General features: G+C 65.8%; 33 protein-coding genes. 15 read left to right on the top strand and 18 right to left on the bottom strand.

Annotated elements, in window-relative coordinates:
• Positions 1 to 16: 16 nt before the first annotated feature.
• Together lgt and ACFLEY_RS06845 are read right to left on the bottom strand one after the other, a co-directional pair.
• Entirely contained in the window at positions 17 to 862 is an 846-nt protein-coding gene (lgt, locus tag ACFLEY_RS06840; protein ID WP_038967285.1) for a prolipoprotein diacylglyceryl transferase, read from the bottom strand.
• Between the two features lie 211 nt (positions 863 to 1,073).
• Positions 1,074 to 1,805 (bottom strand): dienelactone hydrolase family protein, encoded by a 732-nt coding sequence (locus ACFLEY_RS06845; RefSeq protein ID WP_161536703.1) that lies wholly within the window; start codon positions 1,803 to 1,805, stop codon positions 1,074 to 1,076.
• A gap of 167 nt (positions 1,806 to 1,972) precedes the next feature.
• On the opposite strand from ACFLEY_RS06845, the gene ACFLEY_RS06850 reads away from it, so the two are divergent.
• The 4 genes from ACFLEY_RS06850 to ychF all read left to right on the top strand — a co-directional run bounded on the left by ACFLEY_RS06850 (position 1,973) and on the right by ychF (position 4,968).
• Positions 1,973 to 2,224: an accessory factor UbiK family protein gene (locus ACFLEY_RS06850; RefSeq protein WP_011090176.1), complete on the top strand. Its 252-nt coding sequence runs from the start codon at positions 1,973 to 1,975 to the stop codon at positions 2,222 to 2,224.
• A gap of 255 nt (positions 2,225 to 2,479) precedes the next feature.
• Positions 2,480 to 3,196, top strand: coding sequence for a 50S ribosomal protein L25/general stress protein Ctc (locus ACFLEY_RS06855; RefSeq protein ID WP_060910458.1), 717 nt, complete (start codon positions 2,480 to 2,482; stop codon positions 3,194 to 3,196).
• A gap of 63 nt (positions 3,197 to 3,259) precedes the next feature.
• Positions 3,260 to 3,865, top strand: a complete 606-nt coding sequence (gene pth, locus ACFLEY_RS06860) for an aminoacyl-tRNA hydrolase (protein WP_060910459.1) — start codon at positions 3,260 to 3,262, stop codon at positions 3,863 to 3,865.
• 5 nt (positions 3,866 to 3,870) lie between these two features.
• Positions 3,871 to 4,968 (top strand): redox-regulated ATPase YchF, encoded by a 1,098-nt coding sequence (gene ychF, locus ACFLEY_RS06865; RefSeq protein WP_011090173.1) that lies wholly within the window; start codon positions 3,871 to 3,873, stop codon positions 4,966 to 4,968.
• 116 nt (positions 4,969 to 5,084) lie between these two features.
• Here the strand turns inward: ychF and ACFLEY_RS06870 are convergent, their stop codons facing one another.
• Positions 5,085 to 5,381, bottom strand: a complete 297-nt coding sequence (locus tag ACFLEY_RS06870) for a DUF4282 domain-containing protein (protein WP_060910460.1) — start codon at positions 5,379 to 5,381, stop codon at positions 5,085 to 5,087.
• A gap of 169 nt (positions 5,382 to 5,550) precedes the next feature.
• Between ACFLEY_RS06870 and ACFLEY_RS06875 the strand changes: the two genes are divergently transcribed.
• From ACFLEY_RS06875 to ACFLEY_RS06885, 3 genes are all read left to right on the top strand, one after another.
• Positions 5,551 to 6,003, top strand: a complete 453-nt coding sequence (locus ACFLEY_RS06875; protein WP_060910461.1) for a MaoC family dehydratase — start codon at positions 5,551 to 5,553, stop codon at positions 6,001 to 6,003.
• The gene (locus tag ACFLEY_RS06880) at positions 6,003 to 6,482 is read left to right on the top strand and encodes a MaoC family dehydratase (RefSeq protein WP_060910462.1); all 480 of its coding nucleotides are present in this window, start codon (positions 6,003 to 6,005) and stop codon (positions 6,480 to 6,482) included. Before ACFLEY_RS06875 ends, ACFLEY_RS06880 begins: the two co-directional genes overlap by 1 nt.
• A gap of 195 nt (positions 6,483 to 6,677) precedes the next feature.
• Positions 6,678 to 6,824, top strand: a complete 147-nt coding sequence (locus tag ACFLEY_RS06885; RefSeq protein ID WP_027545961.1) for a hypothetical protein — start codon at positions 6,678 to 6,680, stop codon at positions 6,822 to 6,824.
• Between the two features lie 39 nt (positions 6,825 to 6,863).
• Here the strand turns inward: ACFLEY_RS06885 and ACFLEY_RS06890 are convergent, their stop codons facing one another.
• The 5 genes from ACFLEY_RS06890 to ACFLEY_RS06910 all read right to left on the bottom strand — a co-directional run bounded on the left by ACFLEY_RS06890 (position 6,864) and on the right by ACFLEY_RS06910 (position 10,571).
• Positions 6,864 to 7,001 carry a hypothetical protein gene (locus ACFLEY_RS06890; protein ID WP_165448177.1) on the bottom strand — a complete coding sequence of 46 codons (138 nt, stop codon included), beginning with the start codon at positions 6,999 to 7,001 and terminating at the stop codon, positions 6,864 to 6,866.
• A 355-nt stretch (positions 7,002 to 7,356) separates the two neighbouring features.
• Positions 7,357 to 7,779: a hypothetical protein gene (locus tag ACFLEY_RS06895; protein WP_060910463.1), complete on the bottom strand. Its 423-nt coding sequence runs from the start codon at positions 7,777 to 7,779 to the stop codon at positions 7,357 to 7,359.
• Between the two features lie 249 nt (positions 7,780 to 8,028).
• A complete protein-coding gene (locus tag ACFLEY_RS06900; protein WP_060910464.1) occupies positions 8,029 to 8,937 on the bottom strand; it encodes a hypothetical protein in 909 nt (302 codons plus the stop codon).
• 329 nt (positions 8,938 to 9,266) lie between these two features.
• Complete coding sequence (locus ACFLEY_RS06905; protein WP_011090168.1) at positions 9,267 to 9,707, bottom strand: nuclear transport factor 2 family protein; 441 nt, start codon at positions 9,705 to 9,707, stop codon at positions 9,267 to 9,269.
• 411 nt (positions 9,708 to 10,118) lie between these two features.
• Positions 10,119 to 10,571, bottom strand: a complete 453-nt coding sequence (locus ACFLEY_RS06910) for a nuclear transport factor 2 family protein (protein WP_060910465.1) — start codon at positions 10,569 to 10,571, stop codon at positions 10,119 to 10,121.
• Positions 10,572 to 10,867: 296 nt separating this feature from the next.
• On the opposite strand from ACFLEY_RS06910, the gene ACFLEY_RS06915 reads away from it, so the two are divergent.
• Together ACFLEY_RS06915 and ACFLEY_RS06920 are read left to right on the top strand one after the other, a co-directional pair.
• A complete protein-coding gene (locus tag ACFLEY_RS06915; RefSeq protein ID WP_060910466.1) occupies positions 10,868 to 11,104 on the top strand; it encodes a hypothetical protein in 237 nt (78 codons plus the stop codon).
• Between the two features lie 77 nt (positions 11,105 to 11,181).
• On the top strand, positions 11,182 to 11,676 hold the full coding sequence (locus tag ACFLEY_RS06920) for a hypothetical protein (RefSeq protein WP_249162963.1): 495 nt from the start codon (positions 11,182 to 11,184) through the stop codon (positions 11,674 to 11,676).
• 11 nt (positions 11,677 to 11,687) lie between these two features.
• Here the strand turns inward: ACFLEY_RS06920 and uvrB are convergent, their stop codons facing one another.
• From uvrB to ACFLEY_RS06940, 4 genes are all read right to left on the bottom strand, one after another.
• Entirely contained in the window at positions 11,688 to 14,636 is a 2,949-nt protein-coding gene (gene uvrB, locus ACFLEY_RS06925) for an excinuclease ABC subunit UvrB (protein ID WP_082755956.1), read from the bottom strand.
• A gap of 93 nt (positions 14,637 to 14,729) precedes the next feature.
• Positions 14,730 to 14,960 carry a hypothetical protein gene (locus tag ACFLEY_RS06930; protein WP_060910467.1) on the bottom strand — a complete coding sequence of 77 codons (231 nt, stop codon included), beginning with the start codon at positions 14,958 to 14,960 and terminating at the stop codon, positions 14,730 to 14,732.
• A gap of 30 nt (positions 14,961 to 14,990) precedes the next feature.
• Entirely contained in the window at positions 14,991 to 15,215 is a 225-nt protein-coding gene (locus tag ACFLEY_RS06935; RefSeq protein WP_028174685.1) for a hypothetical protein, read from the bottom strand.
• Between the two features lie 137 nt (positions 15,216 to 15,352).
• Positions 15,353 to 16,270: a LysR substrate-binding domain-containing protein gene (locus ACFLEY_RS06940; RefSeq protein WP_028174686.1), complete on the bottom strand. Its 918-nt coding sequence runs from the start codon at positions 16,268 to 16,270 to the stop codon at positions 15,353 to 15,355.
• Between the two features lie 280 nt (positions 16,271 to 16,550).
• Here ACFLEY_RS06940 and ACFLEY_RS06945 point away from each other — a divergent pair, with 280 nt between their 5' ends.
• From ACFLEY_RS06945 to ACFLEY_RS06955, 3 genes are all read left to right on the top strand, one after another.
• Positions 16,551 to 17,330 carry a sulfite exporter TauE/SafE family protein gene (locus ACFLEY_RS06945; protein ID WP_060910468.1) on the top strand — a complete coding sequence of 260 codons (780 nt, stop codon included), beginning with the start codon at positions 16,551 to 16,553 and terminating at the stop codon, positions 17,328 to 17,330.
• The gene (locus tag ACFLEY_RS06950) at positions 17,327 to 17,557 is read left to right on the top strand and encodes a hypothetical protein (RefSeq protein ID WP_060910469.1); all 231 of its coding nucleotides are present in this window, start codon (positions 17,327 to 17,329) and stop codon (positions 17,555 to 17,557) included. The genes ACFLEY_RS06945 and ACFLEY_RS06950 overlap by 4 nt, the downstream gene beginning before the upstream one ends.
• Positions 17,558 to 17,660: 103 nt before the next feature.
• On the top strand, positions 17,661 to 18,359 hold the full coding sequence (locus ACFLEY_RS06955) for a glutathione S-transferase family protein (protein WP_028174688.1): 699 nt from the start codon (positions 17,661 to 17,663) through the stop codon (positions 18,357 to 18,359).
• A 123-nt stretch (positions 18,360 to 18,482) separates the two neighbouring features.
• Here ACFLEY_RS06955 and ACFLEY_RS06960 read toward each other — a convergent pair whose 3' ends face one another.
• Positions 18,483 to 18,692: a cysteine-rich CWC family protein gene (locus ACFLEY_RS06960; RefSeq protein WP_082755958.1), complete on the bottom strand. Its 210-nt coding sequence runs from the start codon at positions 18,690 to 18,692 to the stop codon at positions 18,483 to 18,485.
• A gap of 114 nt (positions 18,693 to 18,806) precedes the next feature.
• On the opposite strand from ACFLEY_RS06960, the gene ACFLEY_RS06965 reads away from it, so the two are divergent.
• The 3 genes from ACFLEY_RS06965 (at position 18,807) to ACFLEY_RS06975 (ending at position 22,050) form a co-directional block, all read left to right on the top strand.
• Positions 18,807 to 20,360, top strand: a complete 1,554-nt coding sequence (locus ACFLEY_RS06965; RefSeq protein ID WP_060912906.1) for a DUF1800 domain-containing protein — start codon at positions 18,807 to 18,809, stop codon at positions 20,358 to 20,360.
• A 2-nt stretch (positions 20,361 to 20,362) separates the two neighbouring features.
• Entirely contained in the window at positions 20,363 to 21,580 is a 1,218-nt protein-coding gene (locus ACFLEY_RS06970) for a DUF1501 domain-containing protein (RefSeq protein WP_060912905.1), read from the top strand.
• A 146-nt stretch (positions 21,581 to 21,726) separates the two neighbouring features.
• Complete coding sequence (locus ACFLEY_RS06975) at positions 21,727 to 22,050, top strand: antibiotic biosynthesis monooxygenase (RefSeq protein ID WP_008544592.1); 324 nt, start codon at positions 21,727 to 21,729, stop codon at positions 22,048 to 22,050.
• Positions 22,051 to 22,067: 17 nt separating this feature from the next.
• Here ACFLEY_RS06975 and ACFLEY_RS06980 read toward each other — a convergent pair whose 3' ends face one another.
• From ACFLEY_RS06980 to ACFLEY_RS07000, 5 genes are all read right to left on the bottom strand, one after another.
• Entirely contained in the window at positions 22,068 to 23,009 is a 942-nt protein-coding gene (locus ACFLEY_RS06980) for an aldo/keto reductase (protein WP_028174691.1), read from the bottom strand.
• A gap of 251 nt (positions 23,010 to 23,260) precedes the next feature.
• Positions 23,261 to 23,716, bottom strand: coding sequence for a GNAT family N-acetyltransferase (locus ACFLEY_RS06985; RefSeq protein ID WP_027548413.1), 456 nt, complete (start codon positions 23,714 to 23,716; stop codon positions 23,261 to 23,263).
• 72 nt (positions 23,717 to 23,788) lie between these two features.
• Positions 23,789 to 24,592 (bottom strand): PAS-domain containing protein, encoded by an 804-nt coding sequence (locus ACFLEY_RS06990; RefSeq protein ID WP_060910470.1) that lies wholly within the window; start codon positions 24,590 to 24,592, stop codon positions 23,789 to 23,791.
• A 129-nt stretch (positions 24,593 to 24,721) separates the two neighbouring features.
• Positions 24,722 to 24,916, bottom strand: a complete 195-nt coding sequence (locus tag ACFLEY_RS06995) for a hypothetical protein (protein ID WP_060910471.1) — start codon at positions 24,914 to 24,916, stop codon at positions 24,722 to 24,724.
• Positions 24,917 to 24,953: 37 nt separating this feature from the next.
• Positions 24,954 to 25,130 carry a hypothetical protein gene (locus ACFLEY_RS07000; RefSeq protein WP_007596747.1) on the bottom strand — a complete coding sequence of 59 codons (177 nt, stop codon included), beginning with the start codon at positions 25,128 to 25,130 and terminating at the stop codon, positions 24,954 to 24,956.
• Positions 25,131 to 25,258: the final 128 nt, after the last annotated feature.

Consider the following 25,258-nt stretch of genomic DNA (forward strand, 5'->3'; position numbering starts at 1 on the left):
TTCTTCTCGAAAGGAATTAACGAATGGCCTCGATCGGCCTCGGCGCACCGCGCCTGATAGCCAATACAATAAGTATGAGACCTACAATAAGCATCGGGATCGACAACAGCATGCCCATGGTTAATCCGCCCCAGAGGAAGCCGAGCTGGACGTCCGGCTCGCGGAAATGCTCGCCGGCGATCCGGGTCAGACCATAGATCAGGATGAAGGCGCCGAGGATCATTCCGGGCCGCTTCAGGGCGCCGAGGCGGATCATGATCGCAAGCACCGTGAACAGCAGGATGCCCTCCATGCCGGCCTCATAGAGCTGGCTCGGATGGCGCGGCAGCTGGGTGGGATCGTTGGGGAAGACCATCGCCCAGGGCAGGCTCGCATCGGTGGCACGGCCCCACAATTCGCCGTTGATGAAATTGGCGATGCGCCCGAGCAGCAGCCCGACCGGCGCGACCGCGGTGGTGATGTCGCCGAGCGACAGGATCGGGATCCCGTTGCGGTAGGCGAACCACATCACCGCGACGACGCAGCCGAGGAACCCGCCGTGGAACGACATGCCGCCCTCCCACAGTCGGAAGATCGCCGCGGGGTGCTCGATGAAGAAGGGCAGATTGTAGAACAGCACGTAGCCGGTACGGCCGCCGAGGATGATGCCGAGCGTGACCCACAGGATGAAGTCGTCGACCTGCACCAGCGAGATCGGCGCCGGCCCGCCCCACAAGCGCTCGTTCTTCAGGAGCGAGCGCGCATAGAGCCAGCCGAACACGATGCCGCAGATATAGGCCAGCGCGTACCAGCGGATCGCAAACGGACCGATCTCGATCGCGATCGGCTTGAAGGCGGGAAAGTCGATGAGAAGAAAGGGCATCACGCCTTGTTTCTAGAGTTTGATGGGCAAGCTGCGGCCCCGACGGAGCTGCGCCCCCTCTCCCGCTTGCGGGGGAGGGTTGGGGAGGGGGTGTCTCCGCAATCGAGATAATCTCCGTGTGGAGAGAACCCCCACCCGGCGCTTCGCGCCGACCTCCCCCGCAAGCGGGAGAGGTGCATCGAGTTCGCGGATAGGCCGATCATACTGCTGCTCACACGAGATTGCGGCGATAGAGCGCCAGCAGACGCTCCCAGTGCCGCTCGGCGGCGTCGCGGTCATAGACCGGGCGCTTGGGGAAGGCGAAGCCGTGATGCGTGCCGGGATAGATCTCGACCTCGGCCTTGGCACCTTTCATGCCCTCTTTGACCTTTTCGATAATCTCCGGCGGCGCGTAGACATCGGTCTCGGCGCAGGCGAAGTAGAGCTCGGCCCCGGTCTTGGCTGGGGCGAGATGCGGGCTGTCGTCCTGGTCGGTTGCGAGCTGCACCCCATAGATCGAGGCGGCGGCCTTGACGCGATCGGGGAAATGCGTGGCGGCGTTGACCGCGTAGCGGCCGCTCATGCAGTAGCCGACGGTGCCGACAATCTTCGTGTTCGCGGCGGCCTGGCCCTCGGCGTAAGTGAGCAGCGCGCGTGTGTCGTCCATGATCATGGGAATGGTGAGCGAGCTCATCAGCGCGAACATGCGCTTGCGCTCCGGTGCGTTCGGGTCGGTCGGCAGCGCGCCCAGCTCCATCACGCCGGAGCGGTAATAGAGGTTCGGCAGCATCACGTAATACCCTGATGTCGCGAGCCGGCGCGCCATGTCGCGCAGCTCTTCGCGGATCGCCGGCGCATCCATGTAGAACAGGATGACCGGAAACGGCCCGCCACGCTCGGGATGGCTGATGAAGGTTGCGGTGTGGCCGTCCTTGGTAGGAATCGCGATCTGCTGGTCGATCATCTCGTGCGCCTTGTGATTCTTCTTATGCCGGGACGTTGAATACGATTGCAAGGAAACCGGGGCATGACAAGGATACGGCCGATCGGCCCTTGATCCGGCCCGATCGGATTGCCATTGTCTTCCCAAGAGTTCGCGCAAAGTTTATCGCAGGCCGCCAGGAGACCGACATGACCCAGACCAACAACCGGTTTTTCGACGAGATCGGCCGCCTGATGAACGACGCCGCCGGTGCGGCTCAGGGCGTCAAGCGCGAGTTCGACACGGTGATGCGGACCCAGGCCGAAAAATTCCTGCGCGACATGGACCTCGTCAAGCGCGAGGAGTTCGAGGCGGTCAAGGACATGGCCCGCCTGGCGCGTGAGGAGAACGAGGCCCTGAAGGCGCGCATCACGGCGCTGGAGGCGAAGCTGGGGGGATAGGTATTTGTCGTTCCGGGGCGATGCGCAGCATCGAACCCGGAACCTCGAGATTCCGGATTCGGTCGCTGTCGCGACCGCCCCGGAATGACGGCTAGTCCGGCGCGGCCCGCCAGCCCATTCTTCTTGTCATTTCCGCATCTTCCGGGTAAAAGCCCGCCACGTCCGCGGCCCCCGCACCCCTGGAGGCTTGCTGTGGACGATGCCATGGGCCGCGCTGCGGCCCATTAACTTTTGCAAAAACAAGGACTTAACGACATGGCGACGACCGTCAAGGAATTGAAGGCGACCGCACGTCCGAAGAGCGGCAAGGGGGCCGCCCGGGCTGAGCGTCGCGCCGGCAGAGTGCCCGGAGTGATCTATGGCAACAACCAGCCCCCCGTCACGATCTCGATTGAAGATCGCGAACTGCGCCAGCGCATCCTCGCCGGCCGGTTCCTGACCACGCTGGTCGACATCGACCTCGAGGGCAAGAAGCACCGCGTGATTCCGCGCGACTATCACCTCGATCCGGTCAAGGACTTCCCGATCCATGTCGACTTCATGCGGCTCGGCGAAGGCGCCACCATCCGCATCAGCGTTCCCTTGCACGTGGTGAAGTCGGAAGCCTCCCCGGGCGTGAAGCGCGGCGGCACCGTCAACATCGTTGCCCACGCGATCGAGCTCGAATGCGGCGTCGAGAGCATCCCGCAGTACATCGAGGCCGACGTCGGCTCGCTCGAAATCGGTCACTCGCTGCATCTGTCGGACGTCAAGCTGCCGCCCGGCGTGAAGGCGCTGACTCGTGAGGACGCGACCCTCGTCACCATCGTGCCGCCGTCCGGCTACGCCGAAGAGCAGAAGGCTGCTGCTGCGGCAGCTGCTGGTGGCGCGGCTCCGGCTGCGGCAGCTCCTGCGGCTGGTGCGGCTGCTCCGGCCGCTGCTGCTCCGGCAGCGGCTGCCAAGGCTCCCGCCGGCGGCGACAAGAAGAAGTAATTCTCTCAAAGAGCTGGCGCGCGGTCCTGTGACCCGCGCGCCGAGCGAGGGGCGCGCCGCGTCATGCGACTCTTTGTTGGGCTCGGCAATCCCGGCGCGAAATACGCACGTAACCGGCACAATATCGGCTTCATGGCCGTCGACGAGATCGCGCGGCGTCATGGTTTCTCGCCATGGCGCCGCAGGTTTCAGGGCGAGACCTCGGAAGGCGCGCTCGGCACTGACCGCGTGATCCTGCTCAAGCCGACGACCTACATGAACGATTCCGGCCGGAGCGTTCAGGAGGCGGCAGGCTTCTTCAAGATCGCCCCTGGCGACGTCACCGTGTTCCATGACGAGCTCGAACTGCCGCCGGGCAAGGTGCGGGTGAAGGTCGGCGGCGGCATCGCCGGCCACAACGGTCTGCGCTCGATCTCGGCGCATATCGGCAACGACTACCGCCGTGTCAGGCTCGGCATCGGTCATCCCGGCGTCAAGGAACTGGTGCACGGCCACGTGCTGTCGGACTTCGCCAAGGCCGACAACGACTGGGTGGCGACACTCTGCGACGCGGTCGCCGAGCACGCCGCGCTGATCGCCAAGGGCACGGACGCGACCTTCGCCAACAGGGTGCATCTTGCCATGCAGGCGAAGGGGTTTTTGACCAAGGACGACAACGGCAAGGAATAACGCTCGTGGGATTCAAATGCGGGATCGTCGGATTGCCCAATGTCGGCAAGTCGACCTTGTTCAATGCGCTGACCGAGACGGCCGCGGCGCAGGCTGCGAACTATCCGTTCTGCACCATCGAGCCGAATGTCGGCGAGGTGGCCGTGCCCGATCCGCGGCTCGACAAGCTTGCGGCGATCGCCAAGTCCGGCCAGATCATTCCGACCCGGCTGACCTTCGTCGACATCGCGGGCCTCGTGCGCGGCGCCTCCAAGGGCGAAGGCCTCGGCAACCAGTTCCTCGCCAACATCCGCGAGGTCGACGCCATCGCGCATGTCGTGCGCTGCTTTGAAGACTCCGACATCACCCATGTCGAGGGCAAGATCGCCCCGCTCGCCGACATCGAGACCATCGAGACCGAGCTGATGCTCGCCGACCTCGACAGCCTCGAGAAGCGCGTCGACAACCTCACCAAGAAGGCCAAGGGCAACGACAAGGACGCCAAGGAGCAGCTCGACCTCGTCAACCGCACCCTGGTGCTGCTGCGCGAGGGCAAGCCCGCGCGCCTCGTCGAGCGCAAGGCGGAGGAGGAGCGCGCCTTCGGGATGCTCGGCCTGCTGTCGTCCAAGCCCGTGCTCTATGTCTGCAACGTCGAGGAAGGTTCGGCCGCGACCGGAAATTCGTTCTCCAAGGCGGTGCAGGAGCAGGCCGCCAAGGAAGGCGCCGTCGCCGTCGTCATCTCGGCCAAGATCGAATCCGAGATCGCCACCATTTCGCGCGAAGAACGCGCCGACTTCCTGGAGACGCTGGGTCTCGAAGAGGCCGGCCTCGACCGCCTGATCCGCGCCGGCTACACGCTGCTCGACCTCATCACCTATTTCACGGTGGGCCCGAAGGAAGCGCGTGCCTGGACCATCCATCGCGGCACCAAGGCGCCGGGAGCGGCCGGCGTGATCCACACCGATTTCGAGAAAGGCTTCATCCGCGCCGAGACGATCGCGTTTGACGACTACGTCGCGCTCGGCGGCGAAGCCGGCGCCCGCGATGCCGGCAAGCTCCGCCTCGAAGGCAAGGAATACGTCGTCGCCGACGGCGACGTGATGCATTTCCGGTTCAATACGTAAGCCGGAGTTGTCATTCCGGGGCGCGCCTCTTGGCGCGAGCCCGGAATCCATTCATCCACTTGTTCTGAGGCCCGATGGATTCCGGGTTCGCGCTGCGCGCGCCCCGGAATGACGGGCTACCGCATCCCGCCGCCCTGATCCCGGATCGCGCCGAGATGCTCGTTGATGCGGAAGACGATCAGGATCAGTTCCGCGACGATGCGCGAGAACACGATGCCGACGACGACGCTCGCGATCGACGACAGCAGCACCAGGAAGCCGCCGAACGGGCTGATCGCCATCGCAGCTAGGCCGGAGAAGATGCCGGAGAGGCCGAACAGGCAGATCAGCGCGGTCACCAGCCAGTAGAAGGTCTTGATGATCGTCGGCGTGATAAAGCGGTCCCACTGAAACAGGTCGCTGAATGAAAACATCGCTCTCCCCCGGACAAATCGGGCCTTGTCAAATCGGGCTTCGGCCCTCGGTTGACCCGACTCACGGCCAGAATCGCCGCGTCGAATGTAGCACGAGCCATGCGGGCCGGCGGGTTGAGATTGCCGCAAAGTGCGGCCACAATCTGTCATTTCCGCCAGCAATCCCAAGATGACCCTGACCTTTGAAGACTTCCCGCCCGGCCGGTTCGGAACGTTCGGCCCGCGCCATGTCACCCGCGACGAGATCTTGGCCTTCGCCGGCGAGTTCGATCCGCAACCGATGCACCTGGACGAGGACGCCGCCAGCAAGAGCATGCTGCGCGGCCTGTCCGGCTCGGGCTGGCACCTGTGCTCGCTGATGATGCGGATGATGGCCGACGGCTTCATCACCCGCGCCGCCTCGCTCGGCTCCCCCGGCGTTGACGAGGTGCGCTGGCTGTCGCCGCTCAGGCCCGGCGACGACCTCATGCTGGACGTCGATGTCATGGAGGCGCGCGCCTCGAAGAGCCGCCCCGACCTCGGCATCGTCAAGTTCAAATGCACCGTGCGCAACGCCAAGGGACAAGTGCTGTGCGAGATGACCTCGCCGATCCTGATCGAGCGGCGCGAGGGGGCGGTCTGATGCCGTTTTTCGAGGAGATCGAGATCGGCCATCGCCGTGAGATCGGCGCCTATACGTTCACCGCGGAGTCGATCAAGACATTCGCCCAAAAATTCGATCCGCAGCGCTTTCACCTCGACGAGGAGGAAGGCAAGAACTCGCTGTTCGGCGGGCTCGCGGCCTCGGGCTGGCATGTCGGCTCGGCCTGCATGAGCCTGCTTGTCGCGGACGGCCAGCGTCTGGCGCGAGAGGCCGCAGCGCGCGGCGAGGAGGTCGCGGTGTGGGGCCCGTCACCGGGCTTTCGCGACCTGCGCTGGATCAGGCCGGTGCTCGCCGGCGACACCGTCTCTTACGCCAATGTCGTCATCGACAAGCGCAGCTCCGCCTCGCGCCCCGGTTGGGGCATCCTGACGGCCCGCACCACCGGCACCAACCAGCGCGGCGAGGAGGTCTACGCCATCACCGCCTCAGCCTTCGTGCCGATGCGGAAGGGCGGTTAGATCAGTTCCAAGATGAAGGGCTGAAAAGAGCGCGAGTGTTGCCCGCGCGCTATGGACGCGATTCCGGGCGGCTGCCATAAGCCTGCGCAACATGGTTGCCCGCGAAGCAGTTGGGGGAACCATCGAGTTGCTAACCAATTATGAACCTGTCGCTGTCTATTTGAACGAATAGGCAGAGGACAGGGGACGAGGACCATGGCTGACCGCGGCGCACTCAAGTTTGTTGGATTTATCTTTGCGACCGCGACGTTGGCCGTGATGCTGGTCGCCGGCATGGTGGTGAAGGGCTATGCCGATGGCGCCTACACCCTGGAAGCCTCGACCGTGGAAGCCGCCCGGTAAGAGCTCGTTAACGTTTCGGGGCCGGTGTCCGGCTTCCACTCAGCGGCTATAGACGAACGCCAGCACCGCGATCGCAACCGCCAATAATCCAACGAAGCGCAGCATGATCGTGCCGAACTGGTTCGGCGCGGGTCGCAGCGGTATGGGCTCCGTGGTGTCGGGCCGAATGCTTTCCATGAAATGTCCCCCTGAGCCCGCGTAAACCGACGGGCGCCTGGCATTGGTCGCCGGGGAGGGGTGGAGGGTTCAAAGGGGGGCTCTGGCCGACGTACTTGCGTGGCCGCCTGCCAAGCCCTCCGCTGTCATGCCCCGGCTTGTCCGGGGCATCCAGTACGCCGCGGCGTCTCCGCTCAATCACCGCCGTCTCTGGAATACTGGATCGCCCGCTCCAGTGCGCAAGTGCGCACAAGGCGGGCGATGACGCCTGCATTGGGGAGACAGCGTGCGGACACGCGCATTCACACCGCCCCGGAATCAAAACCGCCGCGCCCCTTTCGGAACGCGGCGGCCGGTGATGCCGGGTGCTGACCGATCAGCTGTTGCGCAGGCCGTCGGCGGCGCGCTTCCACTGCGCGACGTTGTCGGCGATCATGCGGGTCGACTTCATCGCGGCCTGGCTGAGCTGGGCGTAGCCGGAGATCTCGCGCTGGACGCGCTGGCCTTCGGCATGGAGCAGGTCGCGCAGGCTCTCGAGCTCGGAGATCAGATTCTCGATCTCGGCGAGCGAGGTGCCGGCGACGCGCTGGATCAGCGAGTTGACGTTGGTGACGGTGGCCTCCGCGCTCGGATCGAGCGGCGGTGCGTCGGCGCTCGTCGCCGCCGGCCGGCGCAGATAGGCGATGTCGTTGCGGACGAAGTCGCGGATGCCGGCTTCGACCTCGGTCACCGCGGCCAGATTGCTGTCGACGGTCTCGGTCTCGGCGGCTTCGATCTTTTCCGGACGAATGGCGTTCATCGTTGTTCCCCTGTTCGCGTTGAGCGCAGCGCGAGTGTCCCCCGCACGACGACGTCTGTAAGGCGATCCGCATCAGGGCGTCGGATTTTGACCGTAACTGGGCCGAGATGCGGCAAGGGCGGACCATTCGGGGGTTTTGCCGTGGCGTATGGTTAGGAATGTCTGAACGGCGGCTGTGGCGGAGCGCCTTCGCGGCACGGCCGGTGTCTGACTCCCTCTCCCCGCAAGCGGGGAGAGGCGAAAACACACTCACCAGCTCTTCTTGAACCCCGCCGTCAGGCTCTTGTTGATCGCGCCCTGCGAGGTCTCGCCGACCGAGCCGGAGACGGTGACGTTGTCGAACAGCTTTTGCTCGGCGCCGAACTTGCGCAGCCATTTGTCGTCGGTGGTCGAGAGCGTCTGGCCGGCGGTGATGCTGGTGCCGGTGTCGGTGAGGGTGACCTTGGCGGACTGGTCGGTCTCGTAATTGCGCGTGATGTGCCCGCCGATGCCGGGGACCGCGGTCGTGCCCTGCTGGTTGACGCTGTAGCCGTTCTGCAGCGTCAGCGACGTGTCGCCCGACAGCGGCACCAATTTGGTCAGCGACGCGCCGAGCTTGCTCTGCTCGGCGCCGGGGTCGACACGGGCTTCCACCGCGGTCTTGTCCCAGATCGGGCCCGCGCCGGGCGCGGTCGCCGCCGCCCAGGCGCTGCCGGAGGATTGCGGCAGGTTGCCGCCATTGGCGGCCTTCTGCGCCAAGAGCTCGGACATCGTCCGCGGCTCGCTCGTCACCGTCATGTCGGCGCCGATGCGGGCGTCCCAGAACGAGGATACCGACTGCTTCACCGTCACCGCCGAGGAGCCGTTGGCATTGGCGTTCGACGACCAGTTCATCCCGTCATTGGCGGCGGCCTGCGCGCGCTTCTTGGCGGCGATGAGGTCGTTTAGCGTGCCGGCGTCGATCGCGAGCTGGCCCCAGTCGAGCTTGTCGACGTCGATGCCTTTGAGCACGTCGGGGTCGTTGGCGTCGGGGGCTTCGGCCGCCTCGGCGTCCTCGTCGGGCGTGGCCGCGGAGAAGGGCTGGATGATCTGCGCCGAGACCGTCAGCACCGAGCCCAAAATGAACGCGGCCGCCAGCACCGGCAGCCTGGTCCAGCCAAAACCTGTCGAGAATTCCATCGTCCTGCCCGCGAACCCCGGCGCATGCTGTCCGATAATATATATCGGCCTTCTGCAGTGAGCATGCGCCATTCCGCGCAAAGGATGCCGATCTATCGTTGCGAAATTATGGCGACTCGCCTCGCCCAGAACATGATCCGGCAAAGTGTGCAGCGGTTTTCCAAAAAAACATGCTCAAACAACTGGAATGGCGAACCAACGGGCCGCGCGAGAGGCGCGCGCCCGACGACGGGCTTCCGGCACGACGGCATCCGGCGGGGCTGGAGGCCAGGACGTCGCACCACGCATCGTCATCGGTCCCGAAGAGCGGGGCCCGTTGGCGTCCCCCCTCAGCCGACGCTGCTCATCTTCGGCAGATGAATGGCACGGCCGAGTGCCTGCTCGACCAGGTCGAAGGTGTCGATCAGCACGCGCAAGCTGACGAGCTTGCCCGCCCTGAACTGGGCGAACTGCGCGACCCGCAAGGAAATCGGCTTGTTGGAATCCAGCGCCGTCAGCGAATAGCGCAGCATCGAGGCGGCGGAATCGACGCCGAGCATGATGCTCTCGCGATCGAAGCGGCGGACCTGGAAATTGTCGGCGAGCTGGCGGATGACGTCGAGCACGGCGTCCTTGCCCTGGCGTGCGCCGAGGAACGGAAACATGTCGATCGGGCCATAGAGCGCCCACTCGACGTCCTCGTCGATCAGGGCCTCGATATCCTCGAAATGCCGGTCGTTGATCGCGCGGTGCAATGCGCGCGAGAAACGCCAGAGGCTGTGCTCTGTCATTTTGGGCAGTCCTGAAGCTGGCTTGCAAAAAAACGGAAAGCAGCCCGATGCACAGGAAACGTGCCTCGGGGCGGCTCAACTCGTTTGTATGCGAATAAAATACGGAATTTCGGCCAAAACGCAATTCACGTTTTCGCAATGCACAATTGATCGCGTTTTGTGAGATTTACAACAGAACCCCGTAATCTTCCGGGTGCGGGCGGGCGCGGGTTCCCGTTCGATTGCGATCGAACCGCAGCGTAGGCGCCTTCAACGTCGTCCTGGCGAAAGCCAGGACCCATTACCCCGACTGCCAGTGTAACGGCACATTGCCACCATCAGCCTGCCCATTGCAGAAGTCGGTGGGTATGGGTCCTGGCTCTCGCCAGGACGACACCGAGAAGCCGGCAAGCAGGTGAGGTCGCGGTTGCCTCAGTCCCCGTCCACCCGCGCCCCCACGATCAGCGGTCCGATCTCGCGCTCCAGCACCTGCTGCACCAGATCGTAGGAATCGATGATCTCGCGGATCTGCGCCACCTGTCCGTTGCGGAAGGTGTAGAACACCGCCATGTCGAACTGCACGACGCGGTCGTTGCTGCGCTTCCTGAAATAGGTCTGCATGTAGGTGGCGACCTCGTCGCCCTCGGCGACGATATGCGGCGCCTTGTAGCGGATCTCCGAATAGCGCACCCAGACCGTCTGCCAGAGCGCGCGCAATTCGGCCTTGCCGTGGCGCGGCACCATGTGCGGCAGGATGTCGATCGGCGCGTGGGTGAGGAAGTCGACGTCGTCGGTGCAGCACGACAGCGCGGCCTCGATGTCGCCGCGCGCGAAGGCGTCGAGCAGATGCACGACGCGCTGGCGATTGAGCTTCTCGACTGTCATTCCGCCCGTCCTCATCGACCGCATGGCGTTGCGCAACGCTAACGCGCGGTTTCTTGCACCGGCAATCCGCGAAACCACAGGAGTGTTGCAGTCGATATGACGCGCAAGCGCAATGCCAGGTTCATGGCTGCAATTATGGGTTGAGAGCCCGTACGCCTGCACGAAATTGCCCTGCATTGGGCTGCACGGCGCGCGAGGCGCGTGGACCAATGCGCAATGCCGGGGCCGCGCAGGCGCGTGGAACCGCGATGCGCCCGCGCCCGTTGAGACGCCGACACATCCGGAGACACCGATCCATGAAATCCCCGCTTCTCGCCGTCACTGCCGCGCTTCTCGTGCTCGGCGCAACCTCCACCGCCAACGCCAAGGGCTGCATCAAGGGCGCCGTCGTCGGCGGCGTCGCCGGCCACTATGCCGGCCACCATGGCGTCCTCGGGGCCGCCGCCGGCTGCCTCTACGGCCGGCACCACGCCAAGGAACAGGAAAGGCAGCGGCAACAGCAGGGCCAGGTGAACGGGCAGGGGAAGCTGTAGTCCAGTCCTTCCGGGGCGCGCCACTTGGCGCGAGCCCGGAATCCATCTCGCCCCTTGTTCCGGCGCCAAAAAGGCGCGTGACCCAACTCACAATCACCCGTGCGGCATCGCGACTAACGTCATCCCCAAAGTCCCGCCTGCACAACGCGCTCGAAGGCCTCGCGCTGACCGCGACCCTCCAGAGCTTCCCGACCTTCGCCACCGCCGCGATGCTGCTCAAGCTGCTCGGCAACCACGACCGCGTCGGCGACCCCGGCGTCGCCATCTTCGTCGCAATCGCCTCGCTCGCCCACGCGCTGCTCGCGGTGGCCGTGGGTCCGAGCTTCCCCGCCTTATTCAAGACCGTCTACGAACCGAAATTCTTCGAGGCCCATCTGTCGCGATCCGACAAGATCACCGCCTGGCGCACCCAGCCGGTCGCCTCGCTTCAGCTCGTTACCATCGTGCTGCTGCTGTCGGGGATGGCCGTGGTGACGGCGAGCGTGGGGCGAGGGAGCATATCTCTCCCTCGTCATTCCGGGGCGCGACGAAGTCGCGAGCCCGGAATCCATAACCACGAACAACGCGGATGACCCCGCGCCCCCTACCTCTTCTTCCACCCGCCGCGATGCCCCGGCGCGCCGCCGCTGGAGCGCGGGGTGGGGCCGAACTCCGGTCCTGACTGTCGCGAGTCCGTCGGCTGGATGATCCGGCTCGTGCTGCCGAACGGCTTTGCGGGCAGGCTCGGCTTCTCGCGGTAGGGCAGCGATTCCGGGCCGTGCATCTCGTCGAGATGCGGCTTGTGCACCTTCGAGCCGCTGCCGCCGCCGCTGGCCTTCAGCGCGGAGCTCACGGTTTTCCTCTTCATCGCGCTGACGGGCAGGTTCGCCGCGTCGCCGTACTTCTTGGTGCCGGCATAGGCGCCGGCCTTGCCCTGGACGGTGCGCTGCTTGGCGGTGGGGTCGTCGACCACCGCGAGCTCGGTGGCGCGCAGGCGCTTGACTTCGTCGCGCAGGCGCGCGGCTTCCTCGAAGTTCAAATCGGCCGCGGCCTCGCGCATGCGGGTTTCGAGATCGGCGAGCACGGCTTCGAAATTGTGTCCGATCGAGATGACGTCGTCGGTCATGTCGTGGCCGCCGACCTCGACCAGCACGTGGTCGCGCTCGTAGACGGAATTGAGGATGTCGCCGATCTGCTTCTTCACGCTCTCCGGCGTGATGCCGTTGGCGGTGTTGTACTCGACCTGCTTCTCCCGGCGCCGATTGGTCTCGGCGATGGCGCGCTCCATCGAGCCGGTCATCTGGTCGGCATAGAGGATCACCTTGCCGTCGACGTTGCGCGCGGCGCGGCCGATGGTCTGGATCAAGGACGTTTCGCTGCGCAAAAAGCCTTCCTTGTCGGCGTCGAGAATCGCGACCAGCGCGCATTCGGGAATGTCGAGGCCCTCGCGCAGGAGGTTGATGCCGACCAGCGCGTCGAACGCGCCGAGCCGGAGATCCCGGATGATCTCGATGCGCTCGATGGTGTCGATATCCGAGTGCATGTAGCGGACGCGAATACCCTGCTCGTGCAGATATTCGGTGAGATCCTCCGCCATGCGCTTGGTCAGCACCGTGATCAGCGAGCGATAGCCGGCCTGCGCGGTGGCGCGGACTTCGCCGACGAGATCGTCGACCTGGGTGCGGGCGGGGCGAATGTTGACCGGAGGATCAATAAGCCCGGTCGGGCGAATGACCTGCTCGACGAACACGCCGCCGCTCTCGTTCAGCTCCCAGCCGCTCGGCGTCGCCGACACCGCGATGGTCTGCGGCCGCATCATGTCCCATTCCTCGAAGCGGAGCGGGCGGTTGTCCATGCAGGAGGGCAGGCGGAAACCGTATTCGGCGAGCGTCGCCTTGCGGCGGAAGTCGCCTTTGAACATGGCGCCGATCTGGGGGACGGTGACGTGGCTTTCGTCGGCGAACACCAGCGCGTTGTCAGGCACGTATTCGAACAGCGTCGGCGGCGGCTCGCCGGGCAGGCGTCCGGTGAGATAGCGCGAATAGTTCTCGATGCCGGCGCAGCTTCCGGTCGCCTCCATCATCTCGAGGTCGAAGGTGGTGCGCTGCTCCAGCCGCTGCGCTTCCAAAAGGCGGCCCTGGTCGTGCAGCTGATCGAGCCGCTGCTTCAATTCCGATTTGATCGACTTGATCGCCTGCACCAGCGTCGGGCGCGGCGTCACATAGTGCGAGTTGGCGTACATCTTGATGAATTCGAGCTCGTCCTGCTTGTGGCCGGTGAGCGGATCGAACTCCTCGATGGTCTCGATCGTGTCGCCGAACAGGTTCACGCGCCAGGCGCGGTCCTCATAGTGCGCCGGGAAGATGTCGATGACGTCGCCTCTGACCCGGAAGGTGCCGCGGGTGAAATCGGCCTGGGTGCGCTTGTACTGGAGCGCGACGAGGTCGGCGATCAGCTGGCGCTGGTCGATGCGCTCGCCCTTCTTCAGCGCGAAGGTCATCGCGGTGTAGGTCTCGACCGAGCCGATACCGTAGATGCAGGACACCGAGGCGACGATGATGACGTCGTCGCGTTCGAGCAGCGCGCGCGTCGCCGAGTGGCGCATGCGGTCGATCTGCTCGTTGATCGAGGAGTCCTTCTCGATATAGGTGTCGGTGCGCGGGACGTACGCTTCCGGCTGGTAGTAGTCGTAATACGAGACGAAATATTCGACCGCGTTGTCGGGGAAGAAGTTCTTGAACTCGCCATAGAGCTGGGCGGCCAGCGTCTTGTTCGGCGCCAGGATGATGGCGGGGCGCTGCGTCGCCTCGATTACCTTGGCCATGGTGTAGGTCTTGCCGCTTCCGGTGACGCCGAGCAGCACTTGGCTGCGGTCGTTGCGCTCGATGCCCTCGACGAGCTCGGCGATCGCGGTCGGCTGGTCGCCGCGCGGTTCGTAGTGCGACTTGATCTCGAAGCGCACGCCACCTTCGGACTTTTCCGGGCGCGGCGGCCGATGCGGGGTCCATACCTTCGTGGAGCCGTCGTCCTTGCGGAACTCCGGCCGGCCCTCGCGGATCAGCGACTCCAGCGCATCCGCGGTCGCCTTGACGCCGAGCGCCTCCATTTTGCTGCGCGGCGGACGCGCCAGCGCCTCGGCATCGTCCTCCTCGGTGGGCAGGCCGAGCTGCCGCGCCAGTTCCGGATCGAGCGTCGGGATCGTGGCCGCGGTGCCGTAATTGGCCTGCGGCGCCTCGTCGAGTCCGCCCCCACCCTTTCCCTCCCCCGCACGCGGGGGAGGGTTGGGAGGGGGAGGAAAGTCCTTCGGCGTCGAGGCGCGCGCGCGATGCGCGGCGGCCTCGCCCCCGGCGCGGCGGTCGCGCGAATTGTCCGGCGGCGGCTGGAGGCCGGTGCCCGATCCAAGCCCGGCATCGCCGCGGTTGATCGCGGGATTGAGCAGTTCGGCCAGCGCCGGCCCGATCGGCTGCACGTCAGGGCGGTGCGCCTTCGAGTTCGGGGCCTTGGACTTGGGGGATTTGCCGGATTTTTCGGAGGATGCAGGTTTCTTCGCCATGAGGCGAATATGGGACGAGTCCGCCCCTCAGGAAAGGGCGAATGCCCGTCCGTGCGCAGGCTGCTGACAGCAGGTTGGCAGCAGGCCGAAACGTCACGCCGCCGGCAGCGGGCCCTCGTTGTCCTCGGCCGTCCCATGCGGCTTGAGGATGTCGAGGTGGATCCCGCCGCAATCGGTGCAGCGCATGGTCCAGTACTCGCACCCGGCGCGGCCGCCGATCACGCGGAGCACCGTGAGATCGCCGTCGCATTCGGGACAATTCGACAGGACGGCGCGGTTGTAGATCCGAGGCCGCGCTCCGTCGTCGAATTCGGTGATTGACATGACCGGTTCCCCTTCGCCGTCCCTGACCGATTATTCGTCGTCGCTGTCGGCCCGCCGGCGGAAGCGATCGATGTGGTGCTTGGCATCGGCAATCGCGGCGTCGCGATCGGGCCAGGCGAAGCCGACCTCCATGGCCGGAAACAGCACGCCGTCGATGGCAACCAGGCTGAAATCGGCGCGCCGGATGCGGGCGTGCCACAGCCCCTTGCCAGCTTCGAAGGATTCGATGTCAAAGCCGTCATAGATGGTCGTCATTGGTAGTCCCCGGAGTGTCTTGGTCGAGTCTGTTGCTCGAGCGCCTTGTTGGAGGGTCAGGGGACCACGTTTGCGGATTTCAGGATGTGAAGCGGTTCACATGCGACGGGGTTTTTTGCCCGCGGAACCGCTGAATTTCAGTTCCGCGCGGTGGTGCGGCCGGTGCGCCTCGCCGGACGGGCGGCGGGTTCCGACGCCGCCCGCATGATCCAGCGGCGGAACGCGGCAAAGTCGCGCTGCTCGGTCTGGAAGCTGCGATAGACCAGATACCAGCGCATGCCTTTGGGCACCGAGAGGTCGAACGGCGCTACCAGGCGCCCGGCGGCGAGATCGTCGTCGATGTAGGGCCGGATGCCCATAGCGATGCCGAGCCCGTCGGCGGCGGCCTGGAGCGCCTGGCCGTAGAACTGGAATTCCGGCCCGCGCGCATTGATGCGCGCGAGGTTGGCGGCCTTCAGCCAGATCGGCCAGTCCTCGGCTGAATGTGCGACGCGGATCAGGCTGGGTCCCCTGAGATCGGCCGGGCGCTTCAGGCTCGCGGCGAGACGGGGCACGCAGACCGGCGTGAGGTCGCCGGCGAACAGCGGCTCGGCGACGAGACCGGGCCAGTCGCCGGTGCCGAGCTTGATGCCGCAGCTCCAGTCCTCGCCGAACGGCACCGACGCGCCGCCGGTGGTGAAGCGCACCTCGATGTCGGGCTCCTCGTTGCGAAACTCCGACAGGCGCGGGATCAGCCAGCGCATCGCAAAGGTGTGGCCGACGCCGATGGTGAGCACGCGGACGCTGGACGGCGCCGTCACCTGCGCGGTCAGGCTGGCGAGCGCATCGAAGATCGGCGTCAGCCCGCTCTGATAGGCGCGTCCCGCCTGCGTCAGTACCAGCCTGTTGGCCTTGCGCTCGAACAGCGCGACGCCGAGCCGCTCCTCCAGCAGATGCACCATGCGGCTGACCGCGGCCGCCGACACGTTGAGCTCGACGCCCGCCGCAGCAAAGCTGCCGGTCCGCGCCGCCGCCTCGAATGCCTTGATGCCGTTGAGAAAGAGCAGCCGCCGCAAATGACCGACCCTCAGGAAAGCTGATGCCAGGGCAAGATAACTCAGTTTGCGCGAGGGGAGCAAGCGAGGCAGAAATATCAGCGTAATCCATGCTGATTTTGTTGAGCGGGAGGCTGCTTCTTCGCCTCTCCCCGCCTGCGGGGAGAGGCCGGAATTTGCGACAGCAAATTCCGGGTGAGGGGGAGTCTCCGCGAGTCCACCCCTCACCCCACCCTCTCCCCGCAAGCGGGGCGAGGGAGAGCGCAGAGTCTGCGTCCCTCACTTGCCACGGAGACCCCGCGTGACGCCCATGATGATCGCTGCCCTTGGATTGCTGATGGTCGCCACCGCGTTCCTGTCGGGGCTGTTCGGCATGGCGGGCGGGCTGATCCTGATCGGCGTGCTGCTGGCCCTGATGCCGCTGCCGACCGCGATGGTGCTGCATGCGATCACGCAGATGGCCTCGAACGGCTGGCGTGCGTTCCTGTGGCGGGCGCATATCCGCTGGCGTCCGGTCGCGAACTATATGGTCGGCGCGACCATCGCGCTCGCGGCCTGGTCGCTCACCCGCTACGTGCCTGACAAGCCGATGGCGCTGCTGCTGCTCGGCATCACCCCGTTCATGGCGCGGCTGCTGCCGACGAACATCAAGCCGGACCCTGATAGGCTCTGGCAGGGCACCGTCTATGGCACGATCTGCATGGACTTGATGCTGATGACCGGCGTGTCGGGGCCGCTGCTCGACACCTTCTTCCTCGGCGGCGATTTCGGCCGGCGCGAGAAGGTGGCGACGAAGGCGATGTGCCAGCTCGTCAGCCACTTCACCAAGCTGATCTATTTCGGCGGCATCATCGACCAGGCCGCGAGCCTCGATCCCGTGCTCGCCGGCGTCGCGATCGCAGCATCCATGCTCGGCACCACGCTCGCGCGCCGCATTCTCGAAGCCATGACCGACCAGCAATTCATCGTCTGGTCGAACAAGCTGATCACCACCATCGCCTGCTACTACGTCGCCTATGGCAGCTGGCTCCTGGTTCGCACCCCGGTGCTGGCGGCCTTCGACAAGGGAGGTTTGCAATGAGCGAGACTGCCGATCCGCTGGTGCTGGACTTCGTCGAATGGGTCGCGCGCGAGCCGCGCGCCTATGCCGAGGTGATTTCGACCTGGAAGACCTCGTGCCCGCGCCTCACCATCTGGGAAGACGCCGCCGACCGCGGCTACGTCGCGCGCGAGACGGTTGCAGGCCTCGGGCTGGTGATCGCGGTCACGGAGGAAGGCGAGAGGTTCTTGCGCACGCACGGGCGGTGAGGTCTCCACATCATCATTGCGAGCGCCAGCGAAGCAATCCAGAATGTCTCCGCGGCGGCAGTCTGGATTGCTTCGCTGCGTTCGCAATCACGGAGCACCGGCCATGTCGCTCAAACTGTTCGAACTCGTCGGCACCGACGCCTCGCGTCCCTTCAGCCCGTATTGCTGGCGCACGCGGATGGCGCTGGCGCACAAGGGGCTGGCGGCGGAATCACTGCCCTGGCGCTTCACCGAGAAGAGCGCGATCGCGCCGCACGGCTCGGAGAAGGTCCCGGTGCTCCTGCATGATGACAAGCCCGTCGTCGATTCCTGGACGATCGCGAACTATCTCGAAGACAGGTTTCCGGATCGCCCGTCGCTGTTCGGCGGCGAGGGCGGCCGCGCAATGGCGCGCATGATCAACGCCTTCGGCGACATCGCCATCGTCGGCGGCATCTTTCCGCTGATCGTCGCCGACATCCCGAAGAATCTCGCCGACGTCGATGCCGCCTATTTCCGCCAATCGCGCGAAGCGCGCTTTGGCGGCAAGACTCTGGAAGAGATCATGGCCAGCCGCGATGCCGGCGTGGTCGCCTTCCGCAAATCGTTGGAGATGATGCGGCAAACGTTGAAGAAGCAGCCCTTCATCGGCGGCGGCGCGCCGAACTATGCCGACTACATCGTGTTCGGCGGTTTTCAGTGGGCGCGCGTGACGAGCCCGTTCAAGCTGCTGGAGGCGGATGATCCGGTCTACGCCTGGCGCGAGAAGCTGCTCGATGCGTTCGACGGCATGGCGCGGACCTCGCCGGGGCATGCGGTGTAAGTTTTGTCGCTTCGTAGGGTGGGCAAAGGCGCAAAGCGCCGTGCCCACCATCTCCCCACACGCGCAATGAAAATGGTGGGCACGCTTCGCTTTGCCCACCCTACGATACTGCCGTAGCCCGGATTACGCTTGCGCTCCATCCGGGCTACGCGCCGCCGCCTTGCGCAGACACTCCCGGCACAAACAGTCCTCGCCCTTGACGGGCATCGGCAGTCGCGCAGTTTCCTCCGCGCACCAGCAGGTGCCCGAGAGGTCGCAGCCGAACACGGTGCCGCAGCGGGAGCAGGTGAGCCGGCGCGGTTCCTGCATTGAGGATTCTTTCGGAATTGTCATGATTTGCGCAAAAACTGTGCCGTCATTTTCATGTCGGGTTCATCTCCCGCTGCGGTATATTATCCGCCGCGCACAGACCAGGAAAGCGGTTGGCAATCCGCGAAGGACAAATCGATGGCCCGCGATTCGCAAGCCGCCCTCGTCGCGCTCAACCGCTTCGGCTTCGGCGCCCGCGGCGGGGCATCCGGCGATCTGATCAACGCGGCGTCCGATCCGCGCGGTTTCGTGAAGGCGGAACTGGCGCGTCCCAACGGTGTGCTGCTGGAGGCGCCCGGCCTGCTATCGACGCCGCAACTCGGCCAGGCCGTGTTCGCCTATCAGGACGAGGTCAAGCAGGCGCGCGAGGCCGCCGCCAAGGCCGGAGCGCCGCCCGAAGCGCAGGCGCCGGCTGATCAGAAGCCCGGGCCCCGCCGCAATCTCTCGCTGAATACGGCTGCGACCGAGATCGCCGGCCAGATGGCCGAAGCCAAGCCGGCGGAGGCTGCGGCGAAGCCCGAGACCATGCAGCCGAACATGGCCGCGCCGCCCGCCGCAAAACCTGCACCGCAGCCGCTCAACGTGATCCAGAAAACCTTTCGTGCCGAAGCGCTGGCGCGCTTGCAGCGTGCGACGCTGGTCGAGTGCGGCTTCACCGAGCGGCTGGTCGTGTTCTGGTCCAATCATTTCTGCATCTCCGCGAGCAAGGGCGAGCTGGCGCGAATCTGGGCCGGCGCGTTCGAGCGCGAGGCGATCCGGCCGCACGTGCTTGGACGCTTCGCCGACATGCTCAAGGCGGTCGAGCAGCATCCGGCGATGCTGTTCTTCCTCGACAACCAGCAATCGCTCGGGCCGGACTCGCGGGCGGGGCAGAACCGCAAGCGCGGGCTCAACGAAAATCTCGCGCGCGAGATCATGGAGCTGCATACGCTCGGCGTCGGCGGCGGCTACACGCAGGAGGACGTCACCTCGCTCGCGCGCATCATCACGGGCTGGACCTTTGCCGGAAGGCAAGGCGGGCTCGGCACACCCGGCTCCTTCGCCTTCAACGTCAATGCACACCAGCCCGGGCCGCAAGTGCTGCTCGGCAAGACCTACGAGCCGACGGGGCTGGCGCAGGGCGAGGCGGCGCTCGCCGACATCGCCCGGCATCCTTCGACCGCGAATTTCATCGCGACCAAGCTCGTCCGTCATTTTGTCGCCGACGATCCGCCTCAGGCATTGGTCGCGCGCCTGCGCGACGTCTTCGTCAAGACCGACGGTGATCTCAAGGCCATGGCGACCGCGTTGGTCGATTCTGACGAGGCCTGGAAGGCGCCGCTGACCAAGATGCGCAGCCCTTACGATTTCCTGGTCGCGAGCGGCCGGCTGCTCGCGCGCGTGCCGGAGGATCCCGGCGCCTATCTGAACGGTCTCAATCTGCTCGGCCAGCCGCTGTGGTCGCCGTCCGGTCCCAACGGTTTCCCGGACACCGTTGCGGCCTGGGCCGCGCCCGAAGGCATGAAGCTGCGGCTCGACATCGCCGCGCAGATGGGCGCGCGGCTCGGCAACAACATCGACCCGCTCGACCTGCTGGAATTCGCAGCGGCAGACGCGGCGTCGATCGAAACGCGGCGGACCATCGAGCGCGCGGAATCGCGCCAGCAGGCGCTGGCGCTGCTGCTGATGTCGCCGGAAATGCAGAGGAGATGATGATGATCGACTGCGTCGAGAACCGGCTCCTCACCTCGCGCCGCGGCCTCCTGCTCGGCGGGGCCTCCTTCGCGGCCTGGGCCTATTTGCCGAAATTCGCGCGCGCGGCCGACGGACGCGACCCCCGGCTGATCGTGGTGATCCTGCGCGGTGCGCTCGACGGGCTCTCGACCGTCGCGCCGGTCGGCGACCCCGATTATGCCGGCCTGCACGGGTCGATCGCGCTCGCGTCGGACGGCGCGCATCCCGCGATCATGCTCGATTCCTTCTTCGCGCTGCATCCGGCTATGCCGGAGTTCGCGCGCATGTATCGCGACATGCATGCCGCGGTGATCCACGCGGTGGCGACGCCCTACCGCGACCGTTCGCATTTCGACGGCCAGGACGTGCTCGAAAGCGGCTATGCCGGCCCCGGCCGGGTGCAGTCCGGCTGGCTCAACCGCGCGCTGGAAGCGCTGCCGCGCGGCGAGCGCGTCTCGAGCGGCCTTGCCGTCGGCCCGACCACGCCGCTGGTGCTGCGCGGCAATGCGCCGACCGTCGGCTGGGCGCCGGTGGCGCTGCCGCAGGCCGACGACGACACCGCGATGCGGCTCGTCGATCTCTACCGTCACCGCGATCCCGCGTTGGCGATGGCCCTCTCGCAGGGCCTCCAGTTGGAGAAGGCCGCAAGCGGCGACGACATGAAGCCGAAGGGCGGCAATCAGGTCGCGCAGATGCGCCAGGTCGCGCGCGGCGCCGCCAAGCTGATGGCGGCCGACGACGGCCCGCGCATCGCCGCGCTCGCCTTCGACGGCTGGGATACGCACGCCAATGAAGGCGGCCCGGTCGGGCGTCTCGCCTTCCTGCTCGGCGGGCTCGACGGCGCGCTCGCCGAATTCGAGAACGGCCTCGGCGAGCGCTGGCGCGATACCGTCGTCGTCGTCGCCACCGAATTCGGCCGCACCGCGCGCATCAACGGCACCGACGGCACCGATCACGGCACCGCCACCATCGCGCTGCTCGCCGGCGGCGCGGTGAAGGGCGGCCGCGTCATCTCCGACTGGCCGGGCCTCAAGCCCGCCAACCTCTATGAGGCCCGCGACCTCAAGCCCACCACGGACTTGCGCTCCGTGATCAAGGGCGTGCTGCAAGGCCAGTTTGGCCTGTCCGATCGCGTGCTGGCCGAGACGGTGTTCCCGGACAGCGCAAGCGCAAGGCCGATGAAGGGCTTGGTGGCCTAATCCACAAACGCCGTCATTCCGGGGCGCGCCTCTTGGCGCGAGCCCGGAATCCATACTCCCGATCGGGGTTATGGATTCCGGGCCTGCGCCTTGCGGCGCATCCCGGAATGACGAGATAATCGCCTGAGCATCAGGAGAGACCACCCATGTACATCGCCATGAACCGCTTCCGCGTCGCCAAGGGCTCCGAGGCCGCCTTCGAGCAGGTCTGGCTCTCGCGCGACACGCATCTGGACAAGGTGCCGGGCTTCGTCGAATTCCATCTGCTGCGGGGGCCCGAGCTCGAGGACCACACGCTGTATGCCTCGCACACCGTGTGGGCGAACCACGCGGCGTTCGAGGCGTGGACCAAGTCGGAGGCTTTTCGGGCCGCGCATCACAAGGCCGGCGACAACAAGCCGCTTTATCTCGGCCATCCGCAATTCGAAGGCTTCGAAGTGATGCAGACGGTGGGGCGCGGCGCGAAATAGCGCCGCGTTTCAAAACATCAGCCCAATGTGATCTTGTCGATCCCGGCAAGATCATCAGTGCTGAGCTTCCACGCGATCGCCTTGACGTTTTCCTCGATCTGCTCGACGCGGGTGGCGCCGGCGATCACGCTCGACACCTGCGGGCGCGCGGCGAGCCAGGAGAAGGCAAGCTCGAGCATGCTGTGGCCGCGCGCCTTGGCGAAAGCCTGGAGCTTCTCGACGATGTCCTCGTTGCGCGGCGTGACGTAGCGGTCGCGCAGCCGCGGCACCTTGCCGAAGCGGGTGTCATCAGGCGCGCTCTCGCCCTTCCGGTACTTGCCGGTCAGAAGTCCGCTGGCGAGCGGGAAGAACGGCAACAGGCCGAGCTTGTATTCCGTTGCTGCCGGCAGCAAGTCCTTCTCGATGTCGCGCACCACCAGGGAATATTCGTCCTGGCAGGAGACGAAGCGGCTGACATTCATCGCGCGTGCGACGTACTCGGCCTCGGCGATCCGCCAGGCCGGAAAGTTCGAATTGCCGATGTAGCGGACCTTGCCCTGCCGGACGAGATCGTCGAGCGCGCGCAAGCTCTCCTCGATCGGCGTCAGCGGGTCATAGTCGTGCTGCTGGTAGAGATCGATGTAATCGGTCTTCAGCCGCTTCAGGCTCGCTTCCACGGCGGCCATGATGTAGCGGCGCGAGGCGCCCTGCTTGGTTCCGTCCTCCGCCATCGGCTTGGAATATTTCGTCGCCAGCACGATGTCCTTGCGGCGATCGCCCAGGACAGTGCCGAGCACGTTTTCCGATCCGCCCATGTTCGAATAGATGTCGGCGGTGTCGAACAGCGTGATGCCGAGATCGAGCGCGCGATGGATCACCTTGCGCGAGGTCTCCAGGTCGGTGCGCTGGCCGAAATTGTTGCAGCCGAGCCCGACCGCAGACACGCGAAGGCCGGAGGCGCCGAGATTGCGAATTTCCATGGGAGATCCTGTGAGACGAGCAGCAGCACATTGTGACCGCGGTGCACCGCGCCAGCAAGCTGCTCGCCGCGCTGCTGCCATGCCGGCAGAGCGGACAAAAAAATGCGGCCCCTGTCAGACGCGGCGACTGACGGGGACCGCTTTGGGGCGCTTGATCGGTGACGGGGGGCCTGATCAGACGCAGGTGGAGCCTAGTCCCGCTATGTAACGCGTAGGTGACAGCGGGAGTTTTCCACAGGCTGCGCGCGGGATTAGAACAGCTTGCGATAGACGATGAAGCCGGACCGCTCCGCGACCTTGTCGTACAGGCGCTGCGCCGTGACGTTGGTCTCGTGCGTCTGCCAGTAGACCCGCGGCGATCCCGCCAGTTTCGCCCGCTCGTACACGCCATGGATCAGCGCCGAGGCGACGCCCTTGCCGCGCGCGGCCTCCAGCGTGAACAGATCCTGCAAATAGCAGGACGGCTCGATCGCGGTGGTGCTGCGATGGAATAGGTAGTGCGTCAGCCCGAGCAGCCGGCCGTCGCTTTCGGCGACCAGCGCATGCACGGGTTCATAGGCGTCGAAGAAGCGCTGCCACGTCATCCGCGTGATCTCGGGCGCGAGCGCGGTCGGGCCCGAGCGGCCGTAGAAGGCGTTGTAGCCGTCCCACAGCGGCAGCCATTGATCGTAGTCCTGCTTGGTGACGGAGCGAACGGTGAGCGACATCTGGAAATTCCGCGATCGATGAAGCAACCTTCATACGTGATGAAGGGCGCGTCGATCAATCGTGCTGTGACGCTATTCAGCGGCGCGCAGGTACCGGATCAGCCTGCGGCCGGTCGGGTCGCGCAGCGAGCGGTAATAGTCGGCGCGCGAGGGCGCATCGGTGTGGCGCACGAGGTCGGTTACCGGGGTGTAGCTCAGCATGCGCCCGCCGTCGGGCAGCGCGGCGCAGACGAAGCGCAGCACCTCGCCACTGCGCAAGGCGATGTTGATCGGCGTGGCATCGCCGATGCGCACCATCTCCATGCGCTGCGCGATGAAGGTGGCGAGCTCGTCCTCCGGCAGCTCGAACGCGCCGGTGTCGCGGCCGTGATACATCAGCGCGACGAAGGGCGGTTTGCCGTCGGCGATGTCGTCCGGCACCGCAAAATAATCGCGGAACGCGCGGTTGATGAATTCGGCGCGCGTCTCGGCATCCAGCAGCACGATGCCGATATCGACCTGGTCGAGCGCGGCCGACAGCCGCGCGGCGGTGGCGTGGCTCTGGCGCTCGGCGGCAAAGGTGCCGAGCAGCCGCTCGCGCATCAGGCCGCTGATCGCGGCAGTGCCGGCGGTCGTCACCGCGAGGAGGCCGAGCTGCACCAGATCCGCGGTCGCCAAGGGCATTGCTCGGTGGAAGAACAGGAGCAGCACCGTGCCGGTCACGGCGAAGGCTGCGCTGGTGATGGCGGAGGCGAAACCCGACAGCGCGCCCGCAAGCGCCACGATGCAGACGAGCAGCGGTGCGGGCGAGGGGATGGCGCGATCGAAAAGGATCGCCAGCAGCAGGGTCGCCGCTGTCAGCACCGGACCACAGATCGCACGCCATCCGTATCGCATGGGCCTGTCTCGTTCCTCCCTGAACGAGGTAAGGCGGCAACAGTGACTGATGGTTGCACCGGTGCGGTGCGAATTCGTGCGAAGTGCTTAAGGGCGGCTTGCGGCGGCGCGCAAAGCTTTCGGATGATTTTAGACCAAGTGCACGTGCCTGACGCGTTGCTGCGACGCGGGCGCATTCAGCGTCGAGGTGCCCGAGCTCTTGCGCATGCCGGTGAAAATCAACAGCGACGCCGCGACCAGGATGGCCGCAGTCAGGGTGATTGCAACGACTACCACAGGTGACTTCATCGACGTCCTGTCGCGATGCCGGTCGGCGCGGGTCACGCGGCGCCCTGAAGGCTGGTCCAGGATGAAACGGGAATCAGACCGGCAGGCCCATCGCCATGGTCGCCTTGGTCGACAGCACCGTCAGGGTGACGATCAGGCACAGCGAGAGCGCGGCGACGGCGAGCGAGGCCGCGACCGCGTTGGTCAGCCGGGAAGACGAAACGGTAGCGGGTTGGCCCTGAAAGCCTGCCGTGCCGGACGCCCGAATCATGGGTCTAAATCCTTCAACGTGCGAGCGAATCACCCGCGACGTTCCAGAATTTCCCAGTTTCAACCGGCAATATTGCGGCGGCTGCCGCAACGAAAATGGCGGGATTGCGGCAAAGACGACCCTTATGC

The organism is Bradyrhizobium sp. YCK136 (assembly GCF_044570075.1).
GTDB classification, from domain to species: Bacteria; Pseudomonadota; Alphaproteobacteria; order Rhizobiales; family Xanthobacteraceae; genus Bradyrhizobium; species Bradyrhizobium diazoefficiens.

Bases quoted from the DNA above. Each gene is read 5' to 3' on its own strand.
- lgt (WP_038967285.1), bottom strand. From the start codon at position 862: ATGCCCTTTCTTCTCATCGACTTTCCCGCCTTCAAGCCGATCGCGATC.
- ACFLEY_RS06845 (WP_161536703.1), bottom strand. From the start codon at position 1,805: ATGATCGACCAGCAGATCGCGATTCCTACCAAGGACGGCCACACCGCA.
- ACFLEY_RS06850 (WP_011090176.1), top strand. From the start codon at position 1,973: ATGACCCAGACCAACAACCGGTTTTTCGACGAGATCGGCCGCCTGATG.
- ACFLEY_RS06855 (WP_060910458.1), top strand. From the start codon at position 2,480: ATGGCGACGACCGTCAAGGAATTGAAGGCGACCGCACGTCCGAAGAGC.
- pth (WP_060910459.1), top strand. From the start codon at position 3,260: ATGCGACTCTTTGTTGGGCTCGGCAATCCCGGCGCGAAATACGCACGT.
- ACFLEY_RS06870 (WP_060910460.1), bottom strand. From the start codon at position 5,381: ATGTTTTCATTCAGCGACCTGTTTCAGTGGGACCGCTTTATCACGCCG.
- ACFLEY_RS06875 (WP_060910461.1), top strand. From the start codon at position 5,551: ATGACCCTGACCTTTGAAGACTTCCCGCCCGGCCGGTTCGGAACGTTC.
- ACFLEY_RS06880 (WP_060910462.1), top strand. From the start codon at position 6,003: ATGCCGTTTTTCGAGGAGATCGAGATCGGCCATCGCCGTGAGATCGGC.
- ACFLEY_RS06885 (WP_027545961.1), top strand. From the start codon at position 6,678: ATGGCTGACCGCGGCGCACTCAAGTTTGTTGGATTTATCTTTGCGACC.
- ACFLEY_RS06890 (WP_165448177.1), bottom strand. From the start codon at position 7,001: ATGGAAAGCATTCGGCCCGACACCACGGAGCCCATACCGCTGCGACCC.
- ACFLEY_RS06895 (WP_060910463.1), bottom strand. From the start codon at position 7,779: ATGAACGCCATTCGTCCGGAAAAGATCGAAGCCGCCGAGACCGAGACC.
- ACFLEY_RS06900 (WP_060910464.1), bottom strand. From the start codon at position 8,937: ATGGAATTCTCGACAGGTTTTGGCTGGACCAGGCTGCCGGTGCTGGCG.
- ACFLEY_RS06905 (WP_011090168.1), bottom strand. From the start codon at position 9,707: ATGACAGAGCACAGCCTCTGGCGTTTCTCGCGCGCATTGCACCGCGCG.
- ACFLEY_RS06910 (WP_060910465.1), bottom strand. From the start codon at position 10,571: ATGACAGTCGAGAAGCTCAATCGCCAGCGCGTCGTGCATCTGCTCGAC.
- ACFLEY_RS06915 (WP_060910466.1), top strand. From the start codon at position 10,868: ATGAAATCCCCGCTTCTCGCCGTCACTGCCGCGCTTCTCGTGCTCGGC.
- uvrB (WP_082755956.1), bottom strand. From the start codon at position 14,636: ATGGCGAAGAAACCTGCATCCTCCGAAAAATCCGGCAAATCCCCCAAG.
- ACFLEY_RS06930 (WP_060910467.1), bottom strand. From the start codon at position 14,960: ATGTCAATCACCGAATTCGACGACGGAGCGCGGCCTCGGATCTACAAC.
- ACFLEY_RS06935 (WP_028174685.1), bottom strand. From the start codon at position 15,215: ATGACGACCATCTATGACGGCTTTGACATCGAATCCTTCGAAGCTGGC.
- ACFLEY_RS06950 (WP_060910469.1), top strand. From the start codon at position 17,327: ATGAGCGAGACTGCCGATCCGCTGGTGCTGGACTTCGTCGAATGGGTC.
- ACFLEY_RS06955 (WP_028174688.1), top strand. From the start codon at position 17,661: ATGTCGCTCAAACTGTTCGAACTCGTCGGCACCGACGCCTCGCGTCCC.
- ACFLEY_RS06960 (WP_082755958.1), bottom strand. From the start codon at position 18,692: ATGACAATTCCGAAAGAATCCTCAATGCAGGAACCGCGCCGGCTCACC.
- ACFLEY_RS06965 (WP_060912906.1), top strand. From the start codon at position 18,807: ATGGCCCGCGATTCGCAAGCCGCCCTCGTCGCGCTCAACCGCTTCGGC.
- ACFLEY_RS06970 (WP_060912905.1), top strand. From the start codon at position 20,363: ATGATCGACTGCGTCGAGAACCGGCTCCTCACCTCGCGCCGCGGCCTC.
- ACFLEY_RS06975 (WP_008544592.1), top strand. From the start codon at position 21,727: ATGTACATCGCCATGAACCGCTTCCGCGTCGCCAAGGGCTCCGAGGCC.
- ACFLEY_RS06980 (WP_028174691.1), bottom strand. From the start codon at position 23,009: ATGGAAATTCGCAATCTCGGCGCCTCCGGCCTTCGCGTGTCTGCGGTC.
- ACFLEY_RS06985 (WP_027548413.1), bottom strand. From the start codon at position 23,716: ATGTCGCTCACCGTTCGCTCCGTCACCAAGCAGGACTACGATCAATGG.
- ACFLEY_RS06990 (WP_060910470.1), bottom strand. From the start codon at position 24,592: ATGCGATACGGATGGCGTGCGATCTGTGGTCCGGTGCTGACAGCGGCG.
- ACFLEY_RS07000 (WP_007596747.1), bottom strand. From the start codon at position 25,130: ATGATTCGGGCGTCCGGCACGGCAGGCTTTCAGGGCCAACCCGCTACC.